This is a genomic window from Novosphingobium album (ex Liu et al. 2023), from assembly GCF_029076845.1.
Lineage (GTDB): Bacteria > Pseudomonadota > Alphaproteobacteria > Sphingomonadales > Sphingomonadaceae > Novosphingobium.
Window position 1 is genome coordinate 207,644 of sequence record NZ_JARESE010000020.1, and the last position, 19,367, is coordinate 227,010.

General features: G+C 68.2%; 17 protein-coding genes. 10 read left to right on the plus strand and 7 right to left on the minus strand.

The annotated features are described in order from the left end of the window. Positions 1-253 precede the first annotated feature (253 nt). The 5 genes from PYV00_RS08685 (at position 254) to PYV00_RS08705 (ending at position 6,112) form a co-directional block, all read left to right on the plus strand. The gene (locus PYV00_RS08685) at positions 254-1,903 is read left to right on the plus strand and encodes a M23 family metallopeptidase (RefSeq protein ID WP_275227886.1); all 1,650 of its coding nucleotides are present in this window, start codon (positions 254-256) and stop codon (positions 1,901-1,903) included. 83 nt (positions 1,904-1,986) lie between these two features. Beyond that, on the plus strand, positions 1,987-2,982 hold the full coding sequence (hemB, locus tag PYV00_RS08690) for a porphobilinogen synthase (RefSeq protein WP_275227887.1): 996 nt from the start codon (positions 1,987-1,989) through the stop codon (positions 2,980-2,982). A 69-nt stretch (positions 2,983-3,051) separates the two neighbouring features. Beyond that, positions 3,052-5,268: a spermidine synthase gene (locus PYV00_RS08695; RefSeq protein ID WP_275227888.1), complete on the plus strand. Its 2,217-nt coding sequence runs from the start codon at positions 3,052-3,054 to the stop codon at positions 5,266-5,268. Then, positions 5,265-5,831, plus strand: a complete 567-nt coding sequence (locus PYV00_RS08700; RefSeq protein WP_275227889.1) for a gamma carbonic anhydrase family protein — start codon at positions 5,265-5,267, stop codon at positions 5,829-5,831. The genes PYV00_RS08695 and PYV00_RS08700 overlap by 4 nt, the downstream gene beginning before the upstream one ends. Next, positions 5,831-6,112, plus strand: a complete 282-nt coding sequence (locus PYV00_RS08705; protein WP_275227890.1) for a DUF167 domain-containing protein — start codon at positions 5,831-5,833, stop codon at positions 6,110-6,112. The genes PYV00_RS08700 and PYV00_RS08705 overlap by 1 nt, the downstream gene beginning before the upstream one ends. Positions 6,113-6,143: 31 nt before the next feature. On the opposite strand, the gene PYV00_RS08710 is transcribed toward PYV00_RS08705, so the two are convergent. The 4 genes from PYV00_RS08710 to PYV00_RS08725 all read right to left on the minus strand — a co-directional run bounded on the left by PYV00_RS08710 (position 6,144) and on the right by PYV00_RS08725 (position 10,763). Beyond that, entirely contained in the window at positions 6,144-7,406 is a 1,263-nt protein-coding gene (locus PYV00_RS08710; protein ID WP_275227891.1) for a SulP family inorganic anion transporter, read from the minus strand. 78 nt (positions 7,407-7,484) lie between these two features. Beyond that, a complete protein-coding gene (locus PYV00_RS08715; protein ID WP_275227892.1) occupies positions 7,485-7,889 on the minus strand; it encodes a group II truncated hemoglobin in 405 nt (134 codons plus the stop codon). A gap of 169 nt (positions 7,890-8,058) precedes the next feature. After that, positions 8,059-10,428, minus strand: coding sequence for an ATP-dependent Clp protease ATP-binding subunit ClpA (clpA, locus tag PYV00_RS08720; protein WP_275227893.1), 2,370 nt, complete (start codon positions 10,426-10,428; stop codon positions 8,059-8,061). Between the two features lie 116 nt (positions 10,429-10,544). Continuing rightward, the gene (locus PYV00_RS08725) at positions 10,545-10,763 is read right to left on the minus strand and encodes a DUF1192 domain-containing protein (protein WP_275227894.1); all 219 of its coding nucleotides are present in this window, start codon (positions 10,761-10,763) and stop codon (positions 10,545-10,547) included. A gap of 90 nt (positions 10,764-10,853) precedes the next feature. Between PYV00_RS08725 and PYV00_RS08730 the strand changes: the two genes are divergently transcribed. Together PYV00_RS08730 and PYV00_RS08735 are read left to right on the plus strand one after the other, a co-directional pair. Next, entirely contained in the window at positions 10,854-11,855 is a 1,002-nt protein-coding gene (locus PYV00_RS08730; protein ID WP_275227895.1) for an NAD(P)H-quinone oxidoreductase, read from the plus strand. Positions 11,856-12,149: 294 nt separating this feature from the next. Further along, positions 12,150-12,794, plus strand: a complete 645-nt coding sequence (locus tag PYV00_RS08735) for a glutathione S-transferase family protein (protein ID WP_275227933.1) — start codon at positions 12,150-12,152, stop codon at positions 12,792-12,794. Between the two features lie 43 nt (positions 12,795-12,837). Here the strand turns inward: PYV00_RS08735 and PYV00_RS08740 are convergent, their stop codons facing one another. Next, the gene (locus tag PYV00_RS08740) at positions 12,838-13,536 is read right to left on the minus strand and encodes a hypothetical protein (protein ID WP_275227896.1); all 699 of its coding nucleotides are present in this window, start codon (positions 13,534-13,536) and stop codon (positions 12,838-12,840) included. 166 nt (positions 13,537-13,702) lie between these two features. Here PYV00_RS08740 and PYV00_RS08745 point away from each other — a divergent pair, with 166 nt between their 5' ends. Then, entirely contained in the window at positions 13,703-14,404 is a 702-nt protein-coding gene (locus tag PYV00_RS08745) for a DUF1013 domain-containing protein (protein WP_275227897.1), read from the plus strand. A gap of 78 nt (positions 14,405-14,482) precedes the next feature. Then, a complete protein-coding gene (locus PYV00_RS08750; RefSeq protein WP_275227898.1) occupies positions 14,483-16,204 on the plus strand; it encodes a long-chain-fatty-acid--CoA ligase in 1,722 nt (573 codons plus the stop codon). A 3-nt stretch (positions 16,205-16,207) separates the two neighbouring features. On the opposite strand, the gene PYV00_RS08755 is transcribed toward PYV00_RS08750, so the two are convergent. Beyond that, a complete protein-coding gene (locus PYV00_RS08755; protein ID WP_275227899.1) occupies positions 16,208-16,633 on the minus strand; it encodes a bactofilin family protein in 426 nt (141 codons plus the stop codon). After that, entirely contained in the window at positions 16,626-17,771 is a 1,146-nt protein-coding gene (locus tag PYV00_RS08760; protein ID WP_275227900.1) for a M23 family metallopeptidase, read from the minus strand. The genes PYV00_RS08755 and PYV00_RS08760 overlap by 8 nt, the downstream gene beginning before the upstream one ends. Before the next feature lie 254 nt (positions 17,772-18,025). On the opposite strand from PYV00_RS08760, the gene PYV00_RS08765 reads away from it, so the two are divergent. After that, entirely contained in the window at positions 18,026-19,300 is a 1,275-nt protein-coding gene (locus tag PYV00_RS08765; RefSeq protein WP_275227901.1) for a glutamate-5-semialdehyde dehydrogenase, read from the plus strand. Positions 19,301-19,367 lie beyond the last annotated feature (67 nt).

Below are 19,367 nucleotides of genomic sequence, written 5' to 3' on the forward strand. Positions count from 1 at the left end.
GACGGTTTGTGGGCGTGTGTCGGGAAATGCGCGGAAGAGCGCATTTCGTTGCGGCACCAGCCCACGTCCCCACCCGGCCTCCCATGACGGTATACTTTCGTGGGAGGCCGGGTGGGGACGTGGGCTGGTGCCGCCATGCGCCGAAAGGCGCATTTCCCGACACACTCTTATCCAGCGTTAGCGGTCGATTAACCTTGAAGGCGCAGGGACGTTTCCAGACGTGCCCGAAACGGGCGCAAGGTGGGGTCGAGCGTTGTTCAAGGCGCTGGAAACGTGCGGTGATGGCGATCGGGCAGGCGGCGCGGCAGGCGTCGCCGCGCTGTCGCACGCGCAAGTGCTTGCCGCCGCCCCGCGCGATGCCTCGCCGGTTTCCCGTGCTTCCTTCCGCGAACGGATCGATGCCTTGCGCCATGGCGTGGAAAGCTGGTGCCACCGGGTCGATCTCGCGCCCGATCTGGCGCAGGACATCGGCAGCGGCACATGGTTTCGCGGGCTGGGCACGATGGTGGCGCTCGGCGTCGTCGCGATCGCCTTCTGGCCCGATCTCTCGGCGGTCGAGGCCGCGACGGCGATGCCGGTGGATCACGCGGTGCGCGACGAATTCCGCAGCCAGATGATCATGCCGCTCGCGCTCGGCAGCGACAGTGGCCGCCACATGGGCGCGACGCCTTTCGTCCACGCGCTGCGCAACGCGCCGGAACGGCCGACCGTGGAACTCGTCTCGACGCTGGGGCAGGGCGACAGCTTCGCCCGGATGCTCGAACGCGCCGGCTTGGGGGCGGGCGATATCGGCCGGGTGACGCAACTGGTGGGCAATGCCCTGCCGCCGGGCGATATCGCGCCGGGCACGCAATTCGACATCACGCTGGGCCGCCGCGCCGCGCCGGGGGCGCCGCGCGCGCTCGACAGCATGGATTTCCGCGCGCGCTTCGATCTCGACCTGTCGATAGAGCGCGGCGCGGGCGGCCTTGCGCTGGTGCGCCATCCGATCACGGTCGATGCCACGCCGCTGCGCATCCGGGCGCCCGTGGGCGTCAGCCTTTACCGATCGGCCCGCAATGCCGGGGCGCCGATTGCCGCGATCCAGTCCTACTTGCGCACGGTGGACCAGCACCTCAGCATCGAGAACGATCTGCGCGCGGATGACCAGTTCGATCTGGTGGTGGAATACAAGCGCTCCGCCAGGGGCGAGCGGCAAGTGGGCGCGCTGCTCTATGCGGGGCTGTTGCGCGATGGCAAGCCGCGCCTCCAGTTGCTGCGCTGGGGCGGCGATGGCCAGTTCTTCGAGGCTTCGGGCATCGGCCGCAACGAATCGCGCGTCACCGGCGCGCCGGTCGCCGGGCGGATCACGTCGGGCTTCGGGATGCGCCGCCACCCGATCCTGGGCTATGTGCGGATGCACGCGGGCATCGATTTCGGCGCCGCCTATGGCTCGCCGATCTACGCGGTCAGCGATGGCACCGTGGTCTATGCCGGGCGTCACGGCGGCCATGGCAATTACGTGCGGATCGACCATGGCGACGGCATGGGCACCGGCTATGCCCACATGAGCCGCATCGCGGTGGCGGGCGGCACGCATGTGCGGGCCGGGCAAGTGATCGGCTATGTCGGATCGAGCGGGCTTTCGACCGGGCCGCACTTGCATTTCGAAGCCTATCAGGGTGGCCGCACGATCAATCCGCTGTCGATCCGCTTCGTCTCGCGCCCGCAGATCGACGGCAAGGAACAGGCCGCGTTCAAGGCCCGGCTGGCCGCGCTGATGGCGGTTCGCCCCGGCGCGGCGCTGGGCGCCATCGCGCCCGGCGGCCCCGTGGAGGCCGGCCCCGCGCGCGCGATCGGGCGCGAGATTGACCGGGCGGCCTTGCCGCGCGCCGTGGTGGCGCCCGCCGGGCCGAAGCCCTGACGCGGGCCTGCGGCAGCGGCGATCGCACCGCCAGGCGATCGGACCGATTGAAGCCACGGTGATTTTCCGGCTATTGGCCGGCCATGACTCCCGCATATCCCCATGCCCGCCTGCGCCGCGCGCGCGCGTCCGGGTGGAGCCGCGCGCTCCACCGCGAAACGCTGCTGACTCCCGCCGATCTGATCTGGCCGCTGTTCATCACCGAAGGCCACGGCGTGGAAGAACCCGTCGCCTCGCTGCCCGGCGTCTCGCGCTGGTCGCTTGACGGCATTGCCGCGCGCGCGCGCGAAGCGGTGGCGCTGGGCATTCCCTGCCTGGCGCTGTTCCCCCACACCCAGCCGGAACGCCGCAGCGAGGACGGGCGGGAGGCGCTGAACCCGGACAATCTGATGTGTCGCGCCACGCGCGCGATCCGCGATGCGGTGGGCGATGCCATCGGCGTGCTCACCGATGTCGCGCTCGATCCCTATACCAGCCACGGGCAGGACGGGCTGATCGACGATGCCGGCTATGTGCTCAATGACGTCACGGTGGAAGCGCTGGTCGGCCAGTCGCTGAACCAGGCGGCGGCCGGAGCCGACATCATCGCCCCTTCCGACATGATGGATGGCCGCATCGGGGCGATTCGCGTCGCGCTGGAAGGCGCCGGGCACGCCAATGTCCAGATCATGAGCTATGCCGCCAAATACGCCTCGGCCTTCTATGGCCCGTTCCGCGACGCGGTCGGCTCGCGCGGGTTGCTCAAGGGCGACAAGAAGACCTACCAGATGGACCCCGGCAACAGCGAGGAAGCCTTGCGCGAAGTCGCGCTGGATCTGGCCGAGGGCGCTGACAGCGTCATGGTCAAGCCCGGGCTGCCTTATCTCGATATCGTCCGCCGGGTGAAGGAGCGCTTCGAGGTGCCGGTCTTCGCCTATCAGGTCTCGGGCGAATACGCGATGATCGAGGCGGCGGTGGCTGCCGGCGCGGGTGATCGCGATGCGCTCGTCCTCGAAACCCTGCTTGCCTTCAAGCGCGCGGGCTGTTCGGGTGTGCTGACCTATCACGCGGCGCATGCGGCGCGCCTGCTGGGCGCGTGATCGCGGCCGGACGCCCGATTCCGCGACCATGGCCCGCCGCCCCCGTCGCCGGACCGCGCCGGTAGCGCCGTGACCGTGCCTGCCCGCCGCGCGCTGTTCGTCGCGACGATCCTGGTCGGCAGCTTCCTGCTGTTCCTGGTCCAGCCGATGGTCGCGCGCATGGCGCTGCCGCGCCTTGGCGGCGCGCCCAATGTCTGGAACAGTGCGATGCTGGTCTATCAGGCGCTGCTCCTGGCCGGTTATGCCTATGCGCACTGGCTTTCGCGCTGGCCCTTGCGGCGGCAGGCGGGGCTGCATCTGGCGCTGCTGCTGCTGGCGGCGGTGATCCTGCCGCTGCGGCTGGCCGATCTGCCGCCACCCGTTCCCGGCTGGGAAGTGCTTTGGGTGCCGCTGCTCTTCGTGCTGACGGTGGGCCCGGTGTTCTTCGTCGTTTCCGCGCAGGCGCCGCTGATGCAGCGCTGGTTCGCCGCCAGCCCTGCCGCGGGCGAGCCATGGTCGCTCTATGCCGCGTCGAACATCGGCAGCTTTGCCGGGCTGATCGCCTATCCGCTGCTGGCGGAGCCCTTGCTGTCGCTCCACGCGCAGAGCGTGGTCTGGAGCCTGGGCTACGCGGCGCTGATCGTGCTGGTGGCGCTGGCGGCCGGCGCGCGCTGGCGCGCCGGTGGTGCCGCGAGCGCCAGCGCCGCCGCCGCCGAGCCGGCCGAGCCGATCGGCTGGCGCCGGATCGCGCTTTGGCTCGCGCTGTCGGCGATCCCTTCGGGGCTGATGCTCTCGACCACGACGCATCTCACCACCGATATCTTCGCCATGCCGCTGCTCTGGGTCATCCCGCTCGGGCTTTACCTGCTCAGCTTCGTCATCGCCTTTTCGGACAGGCGGCTGGCGGCGCGCGGCGTCATGCTGGCGGCGCCGGCGGTGGTGCTGTTCGCTGGCAGCTTCGCCATGCTCTCGCGCAATTCGGGCACGATGACGATCGCGGTGGGCAGTTGCCTGCTGCTGTTCGTGATCGCGATCGCGCTCCACGCCCGGCTTTATGAGCTGCGCCCCGGCACTTCGCGGCTGACGCTGTTCTACTTCGTCATGTCGGCCGGCGGCGCCCTGGGCGGAGCCTTCACCGCGCTGGTCGCGCCGGTCGCATTCGACTGGGTGTGGGAGCATCCGCTGCTGATCCTGGCCGCCGCGCTGGTGCTGCCGCTGCCCGAAGTGCTCGGCTGGCGCGGCTTGCCCGATCTCGATCCCGGCCTCGCGCGGATCGCGGTGGGCCTGCTGCTGGCCATGACCGCGTTCCTCGCCTGGCTGCTCTATGACGTCGCGGCGGCGGCCGATCCGGGCCTGCCGCGCGTTTTCCTCACCGTGATGCTGACCGGCCTTGGCCTGATGCTGCTGCACTGGCGCGGGGCCTATATCGCGGTGCTGGCGGCGATGATGCTGGCGCAAGGCGGGGTGGAGACGATCCAGACCACGCTCGACGGGCTGCGCACCCGCAGCTATTTCGGCATCTATACCGTGCACGACTATCCCGAGCAGAAGATGCGCCTGCTGGTCCACGGCACGACGCTGCACGGCCAGCAATCGACCGATCCGGCGCGGCTGCGCGATGCGATGACTTATTACGGCCCGACATCGGGCGTGGGCATCGCCATGCGCGCCGTGCCCCGGCTCTATGGCCGCGATGCGCGCGTCGGCGTGGTCGGGCTCGGCACCGGCACGCTCGCCTGCCTGCGCCTGCCCGGCCAGCGCTGGACCTTCTTCGAGATCGACCCGGTGGTGCTGCGCTATTCGCGGCAAGGCACGTTTACCTATCTGCGCGATTGCGCGCCTGATGCCCGCGTGGTGCTGGGCGACGCGCGGCTCGATCTGGAACGCGCACCGCGCGCGTCGTTCGATGTGCTGGCGGTCGATGCCTTCACGTCGGACGCGATTCCGCTGCACTTGCTGACGGACGAGGCGGTGGGTGTCTATCTCGATGCCCTGACCGACAAGGGCCTGCTGCTGGTCCACATCTCGAACCGCTATATCGAGCTGGAGCCGATCCTGGCCGCTATCGCGAAGCAACGCGGGCTTGACGTCAGGGTGCGCAAGGACATTCCGCCGGACGGGATCAATCTGGTCGCATCCTCATGGGTGGCGATCTCGCACGATCCGATGCGGCTGGTGGCGCTTGAACAGACCGACCCTTCTGCGCCATGGGAAGACCTGCAACCACCGGCGCCGCGCGCCTGGACAGATGATCACGCCTCGATCCTGCCGTATATCCGCTGGAACAGGCTGCTGGGGAACTTATGACCGCCAACCGCACCGATATCACGCTGGCCGCGATCAACGGCAAGGCGCCGCGCATCCATTCCAGCGCCTTCATCGCGCCCGGCTGCCGCATCATCGGCAATGTCGAGATCGGGCCCGATGCCAGCATCTGGTATAACTGCGTGATCCGCGCCGACGCGCACCGCGTCGTCATCGGCGCGCGCAGCAATATCCAGGACGGCACCGTGGTCCATTGCGACAGCCCCAAGCCCGGCAACCCGGATGGCTTTCCCACGATCATCGGCGATGACGTGCTGATCGGCCACATGGCCATGGTCCATGGCTGCGTTCTGGAAGACCGGGCCTTCGTCGGCCTGGGCGCGATCGTGATGGATGGCTGCCGCATCGCTTCGGACGGGATGCTGGGCGCGGGCGCGATGCTGACGCCGGGCAAGGCGATCGGGCCGCGCGAGCTGTGGATCGGCCGGCCGGCCAAGCACGCGCGCGATCTGGACGATGCCGCCATCGCGGCGAATCAGGCCGGCGTGAAGGGCTATGTCATCAACGCCGGGATTCACGCCGGGGCGCTCGGCCTCGATCGCTGATGGCGCGGCCCCGCGCGGTGCTGCCCCCGCCCGAGGCGGTGCGCGCGCTGGTCGATGGCGAAGGCCGGCTGACGGTGCGCGTCACCCCCGGCGCGCGCGGGGAAGCGCTGGAGATCGCCGACGGGCGGCTTGCCGCCAAGGTCCGCGCCAAGCCGGAGGACGGCAAGGCCAACGAAGCGGTGCGCGAACTGCTGGCCACGGCGCTGGCCATCGCGCCCAGCCGGGTCGAGTTGTTGCGCGGCGCAACTTCTCGCGAAAAGCAGTTCAGGGTGGAGATTTAGCGACGCGGGGCCGCAGCCGCCTCGATCGCCTCTAGCGATCGGGCGTGTGCCACTCCGGCGCGTTGAGCTTGCCGTCACGCAGCCGCAGCGCCAGGCCCAGTCCGACGCCTACGCCGATCGCCACGGTCAGATCGGCCAGCACCGTCAGCACCAGCGTCAGGATCAGCAGCAGCCGGTCCGCCAGCGGTTCCGACCAATATCCGCGCCACTTGTGCGGCTCGCTCATGTTCCAGGCGGTGATCAGCAGCAGCGCCGCGAGCGCGGGCATCGCCAGATAGCCCGCCAGCGGCGCGGCCAGCATCATCACGATCAGGATCGTCACGGCGTGGACCATGCCGGCCACTGGCGTCCGCCCGCCAGCGCGCACGTTGGTGGCGGTGCGCGCGATCGCGCCGGTCGCGGGCAGGCCGCCGAACAGCGCGGAAGCGATATTGGCCCAGCCCTGCGCCAGCACTTCGGCGTTGGGGCGATGCGAACCCTCGATCATCCGATCGGCGACGATGGCCGAAAGCAGCGATTCGATCGCCGCGAGGAAGGCGATGACGAAGGCCGAGGGCAGCAGTTCCATCAGCCGCGCGAAGCTGACGGTGGGCAGCGCCGGCACCGGCAAGGTACTGGGCAGCGTGCCATAGCGCGAGAAGATCGTATCGATCGGCAAGCCCAGAACCATCGCCACGACCGAGACCAGCGCCAGCGCGAAGATCGGGCCGGGCACGCGGGGGAACAGCCGCCGCAGCCCCACCAGCAGCAGCAGCGATGCGGCGCCCGCGGCACAGGCCGTCCAGTTGATCGTCGCGCGCGCGTGCCACAGCGCTTCCATCTTGGGCAGGAACTCGGCGGGCAGGTTGGCCGCCTGCAGGCCCATGAAGTCCTTGAGCTGGCCGCTGGCGATGATCACGCCGATGCCGATGGTGAAGCCGTTCACCACCGCTTCGGGCACGAAGGCGATCAGGTTGCCCACCCGCAGCAGCCCCGCGATCAGCAGGATCGCGCCTGCCATCAGCGTGGCCAGCACCAGCCCGTCATAGCCGTGCTGCGCGATGACGCCATAGACCACGACGATGAAGGCGCCGGTCGGCCCGCCGATCTGCACGCGGCTGCCGCCCAGCAGCGAGATCACGAAGCCGCCGACGATCGCGGTGATCAGGCCCTTGGCCGGGTCCGTGCCCGAAGCGATGGCGATGGCGATGCTCAGCGGGATCGCCACCATCGCCACGGTAATTCCGGCGATCGCGTCAGCCAGGAACAGCCCGCCGGTATAGGTGGGCAGTGTCGTCAGCAATTTGGGCTTCATGATCGAGGATTACGGCGCGCGGGCGCCGGTATCAATCAATATTCGCGTTCCTGACCCGATTCGTTCCCGTTTTCGCCATCATGGCCGGGCCATGCCGCGCGCCAGGTTTTCCAGCACTTCGCCCATGGCCCGGGCCATGTCGGCCGGCTCGGGCGCGACATCGGCGATGGCGCGCTTCATCGCCTCGGCCCATTGCCCGGCCACGTCCGGGCCGATCGTGAACGGCTTGTGGATCGACATCATGCAGCGGCCGGGATTGGCCGCGAACCAGTCACGCGGGCCGCCCGACCAGCCGGCGAGGAACAGCGGCAGCGACTGGCGCATGGGCGCCAGATCGGCCGCGTGCATCGCGCGCAGCTCGGCGTATTCGGGCTCGGATTCCATAAGATCGTAGAAGCGGTTGCAGATCGCTTCCATCGTGGCGTGGCCGCCAAGCCGATAGAACGGCGTGTCGGGGATCTGTTCGGCGGCGGGTGTCGGCACGTCTCGCTCTCTCGGGGGTTCTGGAAGGGATATCGCTAGGCGGCCGGTAAAGCTACCGCCTTGATCGGCATCAAGTTTCAAATCCCCGAGCACGCTGGCGATCCACGCGAAACGGGGCGGAACCGCTGGCGATACCACCCCGTTTTTTCAGGTCTTCGGCTCGCGGCGCTTATTCGTCGGAGCTGGTTTCCGACTCCGATCCGGCCTTGCGAGCCACCTTCTTCGTCGGCGCCTTCTTCTTGCTGCGCACCACCTTGGGCGCGGCCGGCGTCAGTTCGAACGAGAGCGCGTCTTCCTTGACCGAGACGTGGACCTCGCCGCCATGCGCCAGCTTGCCGAACAGCAGTTCCTCGGCCAGCGGCTGCTTGACCTTCTCCTGGATCAGGCGGGCCATCGGCCGCGCGCCATAGAGCTTGTCGTAGCCGCGCTCGCCCAACCATTCGCGGGCATCGCCATCGAACTGGATGTGGACGTTCTGGTCGGCCAGCTGCAGTTCGAGCTGGAGGATGAACTTGTCGACCACGCGGCTGACGGTGTCCTTGCCGAGATAGGCGAACGGCACGATCGCATCGAGGCGGTTGCGGAACTCGGGGGTGAACATCTGTTTCACCGCTTCGTCGCCCGCGTCCTCCTTCGAGACGTCGCCGAAGCCGATGCCTTGCCGCGCCATGTCCGAAGCGCCCGCGTTGGTCGTCATGATGAGCACGACGTTGCGGAAATCGACGGTCTTGCCGTGGTGGTCGGTCAGCCGGCCATTGTCCATCACCTGCAGCAGGATGTTGAACAGGTCCGGGTGCGCCTTCTCGATCTCGTCGAGCAGCAGCACGCAATGCGGCTGCTGGTCGATCGCATCGGTGAGCAGGCCGCCCTGGTCGAAGCCGACATAGCCCGGAGGTGCGCCGATCAGCCGCGAAACGCTGTGCCGCTCCATGTATTCCGACATGTCGAAGCGCTGGATCGGAATGCCCATGATCGAGGCGAGCTGCTTGGCGACCTCGGTCTTGCCGACGCCGGTGGGGCCGGAGAACAGGAACGAGCCGATCGGCTTGTCCGGGTCACGCAGGCCCGCGCGCGACAGCTTCATCGCGGTGGCCAGCACGCTGATCGCCTTGTCCTGGCCATAGACGACGCGCTTCAGGTCACGCTCGAGATTCTCCAACGCCTTCTTGTCGTCCGAACTGACCGACTTGGGCGGGATGCGCGCCATCGTCGCGATCACCGCCTCGATGTCGCGGCCGGTGATCGTCTTCTTGCGGCGGCTGGGGGGCACCAGCATCTGCATCGCGCCAACCTCGTCGATCACGTCGATCGCCTTGTCGGGCAGCTTGCGATCGTTGATGTAGCGCGCCGAAAGCTCGACCGCGGTCTTGATCGCCTCGGGCGTGTACTTGACCTTGTGGTGCTCCTCGAAGGCGGTGCGCAGGCCCTTGAGGATCTTGACGGTATCCTCGATCGTCGGCTCGTTCACGTCGATCTTCTGGAACCGGCGCAGCAGCGCGCGGTCCTTTTCGAAGTGGTTGCGGAACTCCTTGTAGGTGGTCGAGCCGATGCAGCGGATCGTCCCGCCCGAAAGCGCGGGCTTGAGCAGGTTTGATGCGTCCATCGCCCCGCCGCTGGTGGCGCCGGCGCCGATCACGGTGTGGATCTCGTCGATGAACAGGATCGCGTGCGGCATCTTCTCCAGCTCGGAGACCACCTGCTTCAGGCGCTCCTCGAAGTCGCCGCGATAGCGCGTGCCGGCCAGCAGCGAGCCCATGTCGAGCGAATAGATCACCGCCTCGTCAAGCACTTCGGGCACTTCGCCCTCGACGATCTTGCGCGCCAGACCCTCGGCGATGGCGGTCTTGCCCACGCCCGGATCGCCCACGTAGAGCGGGTTGTTCTTCGAACGGCGGCACAGGATCTGGATCGTGCGATCCACTTCCGGGCCGCGCCCGATCAGCGGATCGACCTTGCCGTTCAGCGCCTTCTCGTTGAGATTGACGCAGAACTGGTCAAGCGCCGAATCCTTCTTGCTGCCGCTCTTGGCCTCGGACTTCTCCTCGGCCTGCGGCGCCTGTTCCTCGCTGCCCTTGGGCGTGCGATCCTCGATCCGGCGGCCGCCCTTGCCGATGCCGTGGCTGATATAGCTCACCGCGTCGAGCCGGCTCATGTCCTGCTGCTGCAGGAAATAGACGGCGTAGCTGTCGCGCTCGGAAAACAGCGCGACCAGCACGTTGGCGCCGGTCACGGTGTCCTTGCCCGAGGACTGGACGTGCAGGATGGCGCGCTGGATCACCCGCTGGAAACCGGCGGTGGGGGCGGGATCGCCCTTTTCCTCGGTCTTGAGCGACTGGTATTCCTGATCGAGATACTGCCGCACCACATCGCCCAGATCGCCAAGATCCACGCCACATGCCTGCATCACTTGCGCCGCGTCGGGATCGTCGATCAGCGCCAGCAGCAGGTGCTCGAGCGTCGCGTATTCATGACTGCGGTCGGACGCGTGCGACAATGCCGAATGCAGTGTCTTTTCGAGGCTTTGGGCGAAACTTGGCATCTAAAGCTCTTTCATGCCGGAGGGGGACTCTCCATTGCGCGGAGAGTCTGAACTAAGGGGGGCTAACGCTTCCCATATAGGAAGCTCAGGGAAAGCTGCGAGGAGGCGCCCGGAAATCATCCCCGCCTGGGTCCGAACAGCGCTTCGGCCGCCCGCATGTGGGCCGAAGCCTGGCCGCGATGCGCTTTCACGCGCGCGATCTCGGTTTCGAGAAGAACGACGCGTGCGTCGAGTTCGTCCAGCGAATAGCTCTCAAGGCTCTCGCCGGCGAGGAGACTGGCGGCTCCAAGGTCTTGCCCCGGCAACCGCCGCCGCGGTCGGTCGTCGTCGTCCATTGCAATGCAACATCGGACTGCGACCGCCCGCTGTCAACGGGTCACAAAACATGTTCCCCAAAGGCGTACCCTTGTGGCAACAGAACAGTCATGCCCGTTGCCCTTCCGTCCAAGATGATCGCCGTGGGTTTCGATTCGCCCGGCGGACCCGAAGTCCTCGCCCCGCGCGAGATCGCGGTGCCCGCCCCGGGGCCCGGCGAAGTGCTGGTCAAGGTGGCTTTCGCCGGGGTCAACCGGCCCGACGTGGTGCAGCGGCAAGGCCATTATCCGCCGCCGCCCGGCGCCTCGCCGATACCGGGGCTGGAAATCGCGGGAGAAGCGGTCGCGCTGGGCGACGGGGTGGATGCCTCGCTGCTGGGCCAGACGGTCTGCGCGCTGGTGACGGGCGGTGGCTATGCCGAATATTGCCTGGCCCACGCCGCGCATTGCCTGCCCGTTCCCGAGTCGCTGCCGCTGGACCAGGCGGCGGCCCTGCCCGAAACGCTGCTGACGGTGTGGCACAACGTGTTCGAACGCGGCTGGGCGACGGCGGGCGAGACGATCCTGGTGCATGGCGGCACCAGCGGCATCGGCACGATGGCGACGATGCTGGGCAAGCTGTTCGGCCTTGACGTCATCGTCACCTGCGGCGGGCCGGAAAAATGCGCGCGGGCGCTGGAAATCGGCGCGGCGCACGCGATCGACTACAGGGCGAGCGACTTCGTGGCCGAAGTGCAGCGAATCACCCGGGGCAGGGGCGTCCAGCTCGTGCTCGACATGGTCGCGGGCGATTACGTGCCGCGCAATCTCAAGTGCCTGGCCGAAGATGGCCGCCATGTGACGATTGCGGTGCAGGGCGGCGCGCGGGCGGAGCTCAACATGGCGGTGATCATGGCCCGGCGCTATACGCTCACCGGCTCGACGCTGCGGCCGCGTCCGGCCGAATTCAAGGCCCTGCTGGTGCAGGAAGTGGCCACCAACGCGTGGCCGCTGGTGATCTCCGGCGAATTGCGGCCGATCATGGACAAGCGCTTTGCCCTTGCCGAAGCTGCCGCCGCGCACGCGCGGATGGAAGCGGGCGAGCATATCGGGAAGATCGTGCTGGAGGTTTGAGCCATGTCCTACCCCGTCCTTCGCATCACGCGCGACTATGCGCATGTCGAGGTGCGCAAGGGGCGCGGCGCCCGGCGCTGGCAGGACATGGTGGAAATCTTCAGCGGCCCGGCCGATCGCAACCAGGAATGGAAAGGCGCCGAGGGCGAGAAGCTCAGCGCGCGCCACTGCATGTGGCCCAGCGATCCGCAATCGACCCTGTCGCTGCCCTATACCGTTTCGGGGACCGAGGGGCTGGGCACCGGCAAGCCCGAGGTGCTGAAGTTCCCCTCGGGCGTGTTCTCCGCGCTGGCGCTGTTCTCGAAGAGCCACCCGGAGGCCGAGCACCAGCGCCTGGTCCTGCATGAAGATCCGCGCAGCGGCAATTGCTACAAGATCCGGCTGACCGCCGCGCTGCTGGACCTGCCGATCGAGCGCGTGCAGTACGACATCATGCTCGGCGATACGCGCAAGCCCGAGTTCCTGCGCACCGTCAACGCCAACGGGCGCATCCCGGTGCTGCAGGTGGGCGACAGGTTCCTGCCCGAAAGCAATGCCGCCTGCTGGTATCTGGCCGAAGGCAGCCCGCTGATCCCCACGGACCGCTTCTCGCGCGCCGACATGCTGCGCTGGATGTTCTTCGAACAGTACAATCACGAACCCAACATCGCCACGCTGCGCTTCTGGCTGCTGTTCGTGGGCGAGGCAAATCTGGGCGAGCACCAGCGTGGCCAGATCATGGCCAAGCGTGCCGGCGGCGAGGCGGCGCTGGGCCTGATGGAAGAGCATCTGGCCGGGCGCGAATGGTTCGTGGGCGAGGCGGTCTCGCTGGCCGACATCGCGCTGTATGCCTATACCCATGTCTGCGAGGCGGGCGGGTTCCGGCTGCGCGATTATCCCGGGGTCTGCGCCTGGCTGCGCCGCGTCGAGGGCTTGCCGCACTACGTCGCGATGGATTGATTGAGGGCGTGGATTGAGGGCGCGGCCCGCGCTCTGGTGAGGTTCAGTTGGCCGCGCCCCAGTCGCTTTGCGATCCGCTCGATTCGCTGTCGCCGTCATAGGCGGCGGACCGTTCTTCCCGATATGTCGGATCGGGCGCGTTCACCTCCCCGGGCTGCAGTTCCCAGTGCTCGGCTTCGGGTTCCGCCGCCGCTTCGTCGGCGTCGGCGAAGCGGGCGAAATCGAAGCGGCCGAGCGCGGCCTGCCGGGTGACGCTGTCAAACTTGCCGGGCGAAAGCACCAGGGTGAAGGCGCCCATCGCGGTATCGAGCTCGGCGATCTGGCTCGTCGCGGGCTTGCCGGCGGCGCGCTGGTCGGCCCATTGGCGCAGCAGCTTCTTGAGCACCAGCTCGGTCTTCCACTCGCTGACATACTTGTCCACGCCATTGAGCCTGAAGTCGACGCTGGGCATGTCGACCGTGACGTGCAGGCGCGATTGCGCCGGGTTCAGCCTTTCGATGCGGAAATCGATCACGGCATCGCCTTTGCCTTCCAGCGAGTGCATCACATAGCGCACCTGGCCGTCGGCCGGCCGGGTCCGGTCGATCGCGGGCAAGTGGGCCAGCGCCAGGATTTCTCCGCCGTTCAGGCGGGACAAGTCGGCATAGGCCCGGTCCGCCGGCAGGTTCACGTCCAGCGCGAAGTCCTCGCCCCCGCCGCAGGCGCCCAGCAAGAGAGCGCCGGACAAAATCAGTTTGCGCACGCGGATATTCCCCCCGGTTTCCCGTATCGCCGGGCATAGCGGGATGGCGGTTAAATACAGGTTATTCCCTCGGTGCTTGCCGAATGCGCCACAATCACCTAAATCAGCTTCCGTACGGCCGCTCCGCGAAGGGGCGGCCCTTATTGTTTCCGCCGGAGATAGAGACATGAGCCAGCCCACTCCGCTGATGCCGCACGCGACCGCTTCCTGGCTGGTCGACAGCACTGCCCTGACTTTCGAACAGATCGCCGAGTTCTGTGGCCTGCACATCCTGGAAGTGCAGGCGATGGCCGATGACCTTGCTTCCAGCAAGTATACCGGGCGTGACCCGGTGCGCGCCGGCGAGCTGACGATGGAAGAGATCGAGAAGGGCCAGGCCAATCCGGCCTATTCGCTGAAGATGCACAAGGCGCCCGTCACCGTCAGCCGCACCAAGGGCCCGCGCTACACCCCGGTGTCGAAGCGGCAGGACAAGCCCGACGGCATCGCCTGGATCCTGCGCCACCATCCCGAAGTGTCCGACGCGCAAGTCGGCAAGCTGATCGGCACGACGCGCAACACCATTGCCGCGATCCGCGATCGCACGCACTGGAACATCCAGAACATCCAGCCCAAGGACCCGGTCACGCTGGGCCTGTGCTCGCAGCGCGAGCTGGACGCGATCGTCGCCCGGGCGGCCAAGAAGGCCGGCATCGTCGATGGCGTGCCCGATGACGAGCGGCTGGGCGACGATCGCGAGGCGCTGATCGAGGAACTGCGCGCCGAGCGTGACGCCGCCGTCCGCGCGGCCAGCGAAGCCGCGCAGGAGGCCGAGGCCGCCGCCTGGCTCGAAGCCAAGCGCGCCGCCGAGGCGCAGGGCGAAGCCTGATCTCCGCCGCCTGATCCATCCTCTCCGACCCTGCGATGGCAGGTTGCCCTTGCGCGTCCAAAGGCGCACATTGGCATGATGGAAGAGAGGATGGGCCGGAAGGCCTGGCGGGAGCGCTACGCGCATCCCTGTGTCTGGGATCAGGAATTCCCGCCGCTGGCGGTGACGGAGATGTTCGCCGCCAGCGTCAGCGCGTATGGCGACAGTCCGCTCGTCGATTTCCTTGGCCGGCGCTACACCTATCGGGCGATCGCGCGCGAGGCGCGGGCCTTCGCCGCCGGGCTGCAGGCGCTGGGCGTGGCCAAGGGCGATCGCGTCGGCCTGTTCCTGCCCAATGTGCCGGTCTACCTGTCCGCCTATTTCGGCGCGATGATCGCGGGCGCCACGGTGGTGAACTTCTCGCCGCTCTACACGCGCGATGAACTGGCCGCGCAAGTCGCCGATTCGGGCACGCGGCTGATGGTCACGCTCGATGTGCCGGCGTTGCTGCCCACGGCGACCGACGTGCTCGCGGCAACCGCGCTCGAATGGCTGGTGGTCGGGCGGCTCGCCCGGATGCTGCCGCGCTGGCAAGGGCTTGCGCTCAGAACGCTGCGCCGGCGCGATCAGGCCCCCGTGCCCGATGCGGCGAACGTGTTCGAATGGCCGGAACTGCTGGCGGACACCGCGCCCGCCCCGGTCGCCATCGATCCCGAGCATGACCTGGCCCTGCTGCAATATACCGGCGGGACGACCGGCACGCCCAAGGGCGCGATGCTTTCGCACCAGAACCTCACCGCCAATGCCCGGCAGATCGAGGCGGTCGATCCCAATGCCCACCAGCGCGACATGATCGTGGGCGTGCTGCCGTTCTTCCACGTCTTCGCCAATGCCACCCTGCTCAATCGCACGGTGTGCAACGGCGGCTGCATCGCCATGCTGCCGCGCTTCCACGCCGCCCAGGCGCTCGCCACGATCGAGCGCGTGCGCGCCACGACGATGCCCGGCGTGCCGACGATGTATCAGGCGCTGCTGGACCGGCCCGAACTGTCACGGACCGATTTCTCCTCGCTGCGCACGTGCATATCGGGCGGCGCGCCCTTGCCGCTGCCGGTCAAGCAGCGGTTCGAGGCGGCGACCGGCGCGCGGCTGGTCGAAGGTTATGGCATGACCGAGACGTCGGGCGTCGTCTCGACCAATCCGTTCGACGGGCAGGAGCGGCCCGGCACGATCGGCCACCCCTTGCCCGGCACCGACTTGCGCCTGATCGACAAGGAAGACGATACCCGCGATGCCGCGCCGGGCGAACCGGGTGAACTGGCGATCATCGGGCCGCAAGTCATGCTGGGGTACTGGAACCGGCCCGATGCCGCCGCGCGCGCTTTCGTGGAGCGGACCGACGCGGCCGGCCGGGTCAGTCGCTGGCTGCGCACCGGCGACATCGCCACGATCGACGATGACGGCTATGTCCGCATCGTCGATCGCACCAAGGACATGATCGCGGTGGGCGGCTTCAAGGTCTTTCCCAGCCAGGTCGAATCGGTGCTCATCCAGCATCCCTCGGTGCGCGAGGCGGTGGTGATCGGCGTGCCCGATGCCTATCACGGCGAAATGCCGCGCGCTTTCGTGACGATCGATCCCGCCCGGCCAGTCACCTCCGGGGACTTGCGCGATTGGCTCAACGCGCGGCTGGGAAAGCATGAGCGGGTGGACAAGGTGGACGTGCGCGCCACGCTGCCCCGCACGATGGTGGGCAAGCTCGATCGCAAGGCGCTGCGCGCGGAACTGGCGGCGGAAGAGGCGGGGACCGGCCCGGCCTGAGGGTCAGGCGGCCGATTCGCCGCCCGAAGCGAGGATCAGGTGCGCCTCGTTGCCATCGGCCGGATCGGCCAGCGCCGGGCGCGCGCCATGCGGCGTCAGGCGCCCTTCCAGCTTCGCGCCCTGCTCGATGGTCAGCGCGTCATAGCTGATGTCGCCGCGAATCCGCGCGGTTTTGAGCACGACCAGTTCGCGGGCCGCGATGGAGCCTTCGACCTGCCCGGAAATCCGCGCGCTTTCGGCGGTGATCGCGCCGAAGATCTCGCTCGTCTCGCCCTGGACCAGCGAGCTGCAGGAAATATCGCCTTCGATGCGGCCATCGACATGCAGATCGGCCGAGGCGCTGATGTCGCCGCGAATCACCGTGTCGCCGCCCAGCACCGAGAATGTCGAACTGCTGGACGGCCGCTGGCCGCCAGGCGCCTTAGCCATCGTTGTCGGCTTCTTGCTGAACATTGCGCGCTGCCTCGAGGAAGGGCCGTGGGTTTACCGGCGTGTCGTTGATGCGGACTTCGAAATGCAGGTGCGGCCCGGTCGAACGGCCGGTGCTGCCCATTGCCGCGATCGCCGTGCCGGCCGCGATCTTCGCGCCGACATGCGTGCCGAAGCGCGACAAGTGGGCATAGCGCGTCATCAGGCCGTTGCCATGGTCGATCTCGATGCAGTTGCCATAGCCCTGCCGGGTGCCGACGAAGCTGACCACGCCCTTGGCGGCGGCATAGATCGGCGATCCCATCGGGCCGGGAAAGTCCAGCCCGGCGTGGAACGCGGCGGCGCCGGTGAACGGGTCGGCGCGGTAGCCATAGCTGGACGAGACATAGGCGACGTGGGCCGGCTGGACTTGCGGAATGCCCGCCAGGCTGCGTTCCAGCGCATCCATCCGCGCCAGGCTGACGCCCAGGCGCTGGAAGCGCGGATCGAGCGAGCCGTCACGCCCGGTGGCCAGGCGCAGCAGCGGACCACCCTCGGCGGCATTGGCCGAGGCCAGCAGCATGTTGGGATTGAGCCCGAGCCGGCGAATCGCCTCCGACGTCTTCGCGGCGCGGCGATCGGCAAAGCGGGTCAGCCGTTCGACGAAGGCGAGCTGGTCGGCCTCGATCCGGGCCAGCCCGACCGCTTCGGGCAGGACCGCGCTGACTTTCCTGACAGTGCGGGCTGCCTCGGTCGAGCTGTCGGAAACGGTTTCGCCCTGGCGCGCGTCCTCGGGCAAGTCGCCGATATGCGCCTCGACCATCTTCTCGATGAAATTCTGGCGGCGGGCGAGATCGGCGGCGACCGAATCGAGCCCGTCGCGATATTCCGAAACCCGGCTTTCCGCCGAAGCGACTTTCGCCTCGCGATCCACCAGCGCCATGCGTTCGCGCGTGGCGCTGTATTGCAGCACGGTGAGCGCGGCCATCGTCACCAGCCAAGCCAGCAGCAGGGCGGCCAGCAGCGAGACCGCGACGATCTGAAAGCGAGAGGATATCCTGATAAAACGGACCTGCCCCTGCGACCGCATGAAGAATTCGCGGTCAGGGAATGTGGTCCGCAGGCGCGCCCCGAACGCGCCGACGGATTTGCCAGTCAAGTCGACCCCGCTGTGCCGTTGTTTCTCAATCCGGCGTGGCGGCTAGCAGGCAGTTGCATGAAACGCGAATCAGCCCGGCGTGACTCCATGCGGAATCGAGGCGAGTCGAGTGCCCGGCGGGACGAGCCGTGCATGGGGGTCGGGAACCCCCATTTTCGTAACGCTGCGTTAACTCATGTGAGTCGCCTTGGGCCGTGCCGTCCGGCGCGCGGATGGCGGTGACACGGGCCGCCGCGAGTGCTAGGCGCCAGGGCATGACTGCCCGGACCAAGATCGAGGAATCGCCCGAAGCGCTGGTCGAGCGCATTGCGCTGGCCGGCCGCGCGGCGCAGCGTGTGCTCGCGCTGATGAGTGACGCGCAAAAGGCCGAGGCGCTGCGCGCGGCGGCCGAAGCCTTGCGCCAGGACGAGCCGGCGATCCTCGCCGCCAACGCGCGCGATGTCGCCACGGCCGAAGCGAACGGGCTGAGCGCGGCGATGCTGGACCGGCTGCGGCTCGATCCGGCCCGCATGGCCGGGATCGCCGATGCGGTGGCGCAAGTGGCCGCGCTACCCGATCCGGTCGGGCAAGTGATCGACACCGCCGAGCGTCCCAACGGGCTCAGGCTGTCGCGCGTGCGCGTTCCCATCGGCCTGATCGGCATCATCTACGAAAGCCGGCCCAACGTCACCGCCGACGCGGCGGCGCTGTGCCTGCGTTCGGGCAACGCGGTGCTGCTGCGCGGCGGCAGCGAGGCGGTCCATTCCAACCGGGCGATCCATGCGGCGATGGTCCGGGGGCTGGTGGCGCACGGCGTTCCCGCCGAGGCGGCGCAGCTTGTCCCCACGCAGGATCGCGCGGTGGTCGGCGCGATGCTGACGGCCGCCGGCCTGATCGACATGATCGTGCCGCGCGGCGGCAAGAGCCTGGTCGCCCGCGTGCAGGCCGATGCCCGGGTGCCGGTGCTCGCCCACCTTGACGGCATCTGCCACACTTACCTGCATTCCGCCGCCGATCCGGCCATGGCGCGCGCCATCGTGCGCAATGCCAAGCTGCGCCGCACCGGCGTTTGCGGGGCGATGGAAACGCTGCTGATCGACACCAATTTCCCCGCCGCGACGGCAGTGGTGGGCGACCTGCTGGATGCCGGCTGCGAGCTGCGCGGCGATGCCCGTGCGCGCGCGCTCGATCCGCGCGTGCTGCCGGCCAGCGCCAACGACTGGGACTGCGAATATCTCGACGCGATCCTCTCGGTCGCGGTGGTGGACGGGCTCGATGCCGCGCTCGATCACATCGCGCGGCACAGCTCGCACCACACCGACGCGATCGTCACCGGGGATGCCGAAGTGGCCGATCGGTTCCTGAACGAAGTCGACAGCGCGATCGTCATGGTCAATGCCTCCAGCCAGTTCGCCGATGGCGGCGAGTTCGGGCTGGGCGCGGAGATCGGCATCGCCACCGGGCGGCTGCATGCGCGCGGCCCGGTCGCGCTCGAAGGGTTGACCACCTACAAGTGGCTGGTGCGCGGGACGGGCCAGGTCCGGCCCTGAAATCCACGCGCGGCGCGCGCGCCTGCTTGCGACGGCGCGCGCCCGCTCCCATCTCGGCGGCTCCTGA

Bases quoted from the DNA above. Each gene is read 5' to 3' on its own strand.
- hemB (WP_275227887.1), top strand. From the start codon at position 1,987: ATGACTCCCGCATATCCCCATGCCCGCCTGCGCCGCGCGCGCGCGTCC.
- PYV00_RS08700 (WP_275227889.1), top strand. From the start codon at position 5,265: ATGACCGCCAACCGCACCGATATCACGCTGGCCGCGATCAACGGCAAG.
- PYV00_RS08705 (WP_275227890.1), top strand. From the start codon at position 5,831: ATGGCGCGGCCCCGCGCGGTGCTGCCCCCGCCCGAGGCGGTGCGCGCG.
- PYV00_RS08710 (WP_275227891.1), bottom strand. From the start codon at position 7,406: ATGAAGCCCAAATTGCTGACGACACTGCCCACCTATACCGGCGGGCTG.
- clpA (WP_275227893.1), bottom strand. From the start codon at position 10,428: ATGCCAAGTTTCGCCCAAAGCCTCGAAAAGACACTGCATTCGGCATTG.
- PYV00_RS08725 (WP_275227894.1), bottom strand. From the start codon at position 10,763: ATGGACGACGACGACCGACCGCGGCGGCGGTTGCCGGGGCAAGACCTT.
- PYV00_RS08730 (WP_275227895.1), top strand. From the start codon at position 10,854: ATGCCCGTTGCCCTTCCGTCCAAGATGATCGCCGTGGGTTTCGATTCG.
- PYV00_RS08745 (WP_275227897.1), top strand. From the start codon at position 13,703: ATGAGCCAGCCCACTCCGCTGATGCCGCACGCGACCGCTTCCTGGCTG.
- PYV00_RS08750 (WP_275227898.1), top strand. From the start codon at position 14,483: ATGGAAGAGAGGATGGGCCGGAAGGCCTGGCGGGAGCGCTACGCGCAT.
- PYV00_RS08755 (WP_275227899.1), bottom strand. From the start codon at position 16,633: ATGGCTAAGGCGCCTGGCGGCCAGCGGCCGTCCAGCAGTTCGACATTC.
- PYV00_RS08765 (WP_275227901.1), top strand. From the start codon at position 18,026: ATGACTGCCCGGACCAAGATCGAGGAATCGCCCGAAGCGCTGGTCGAG.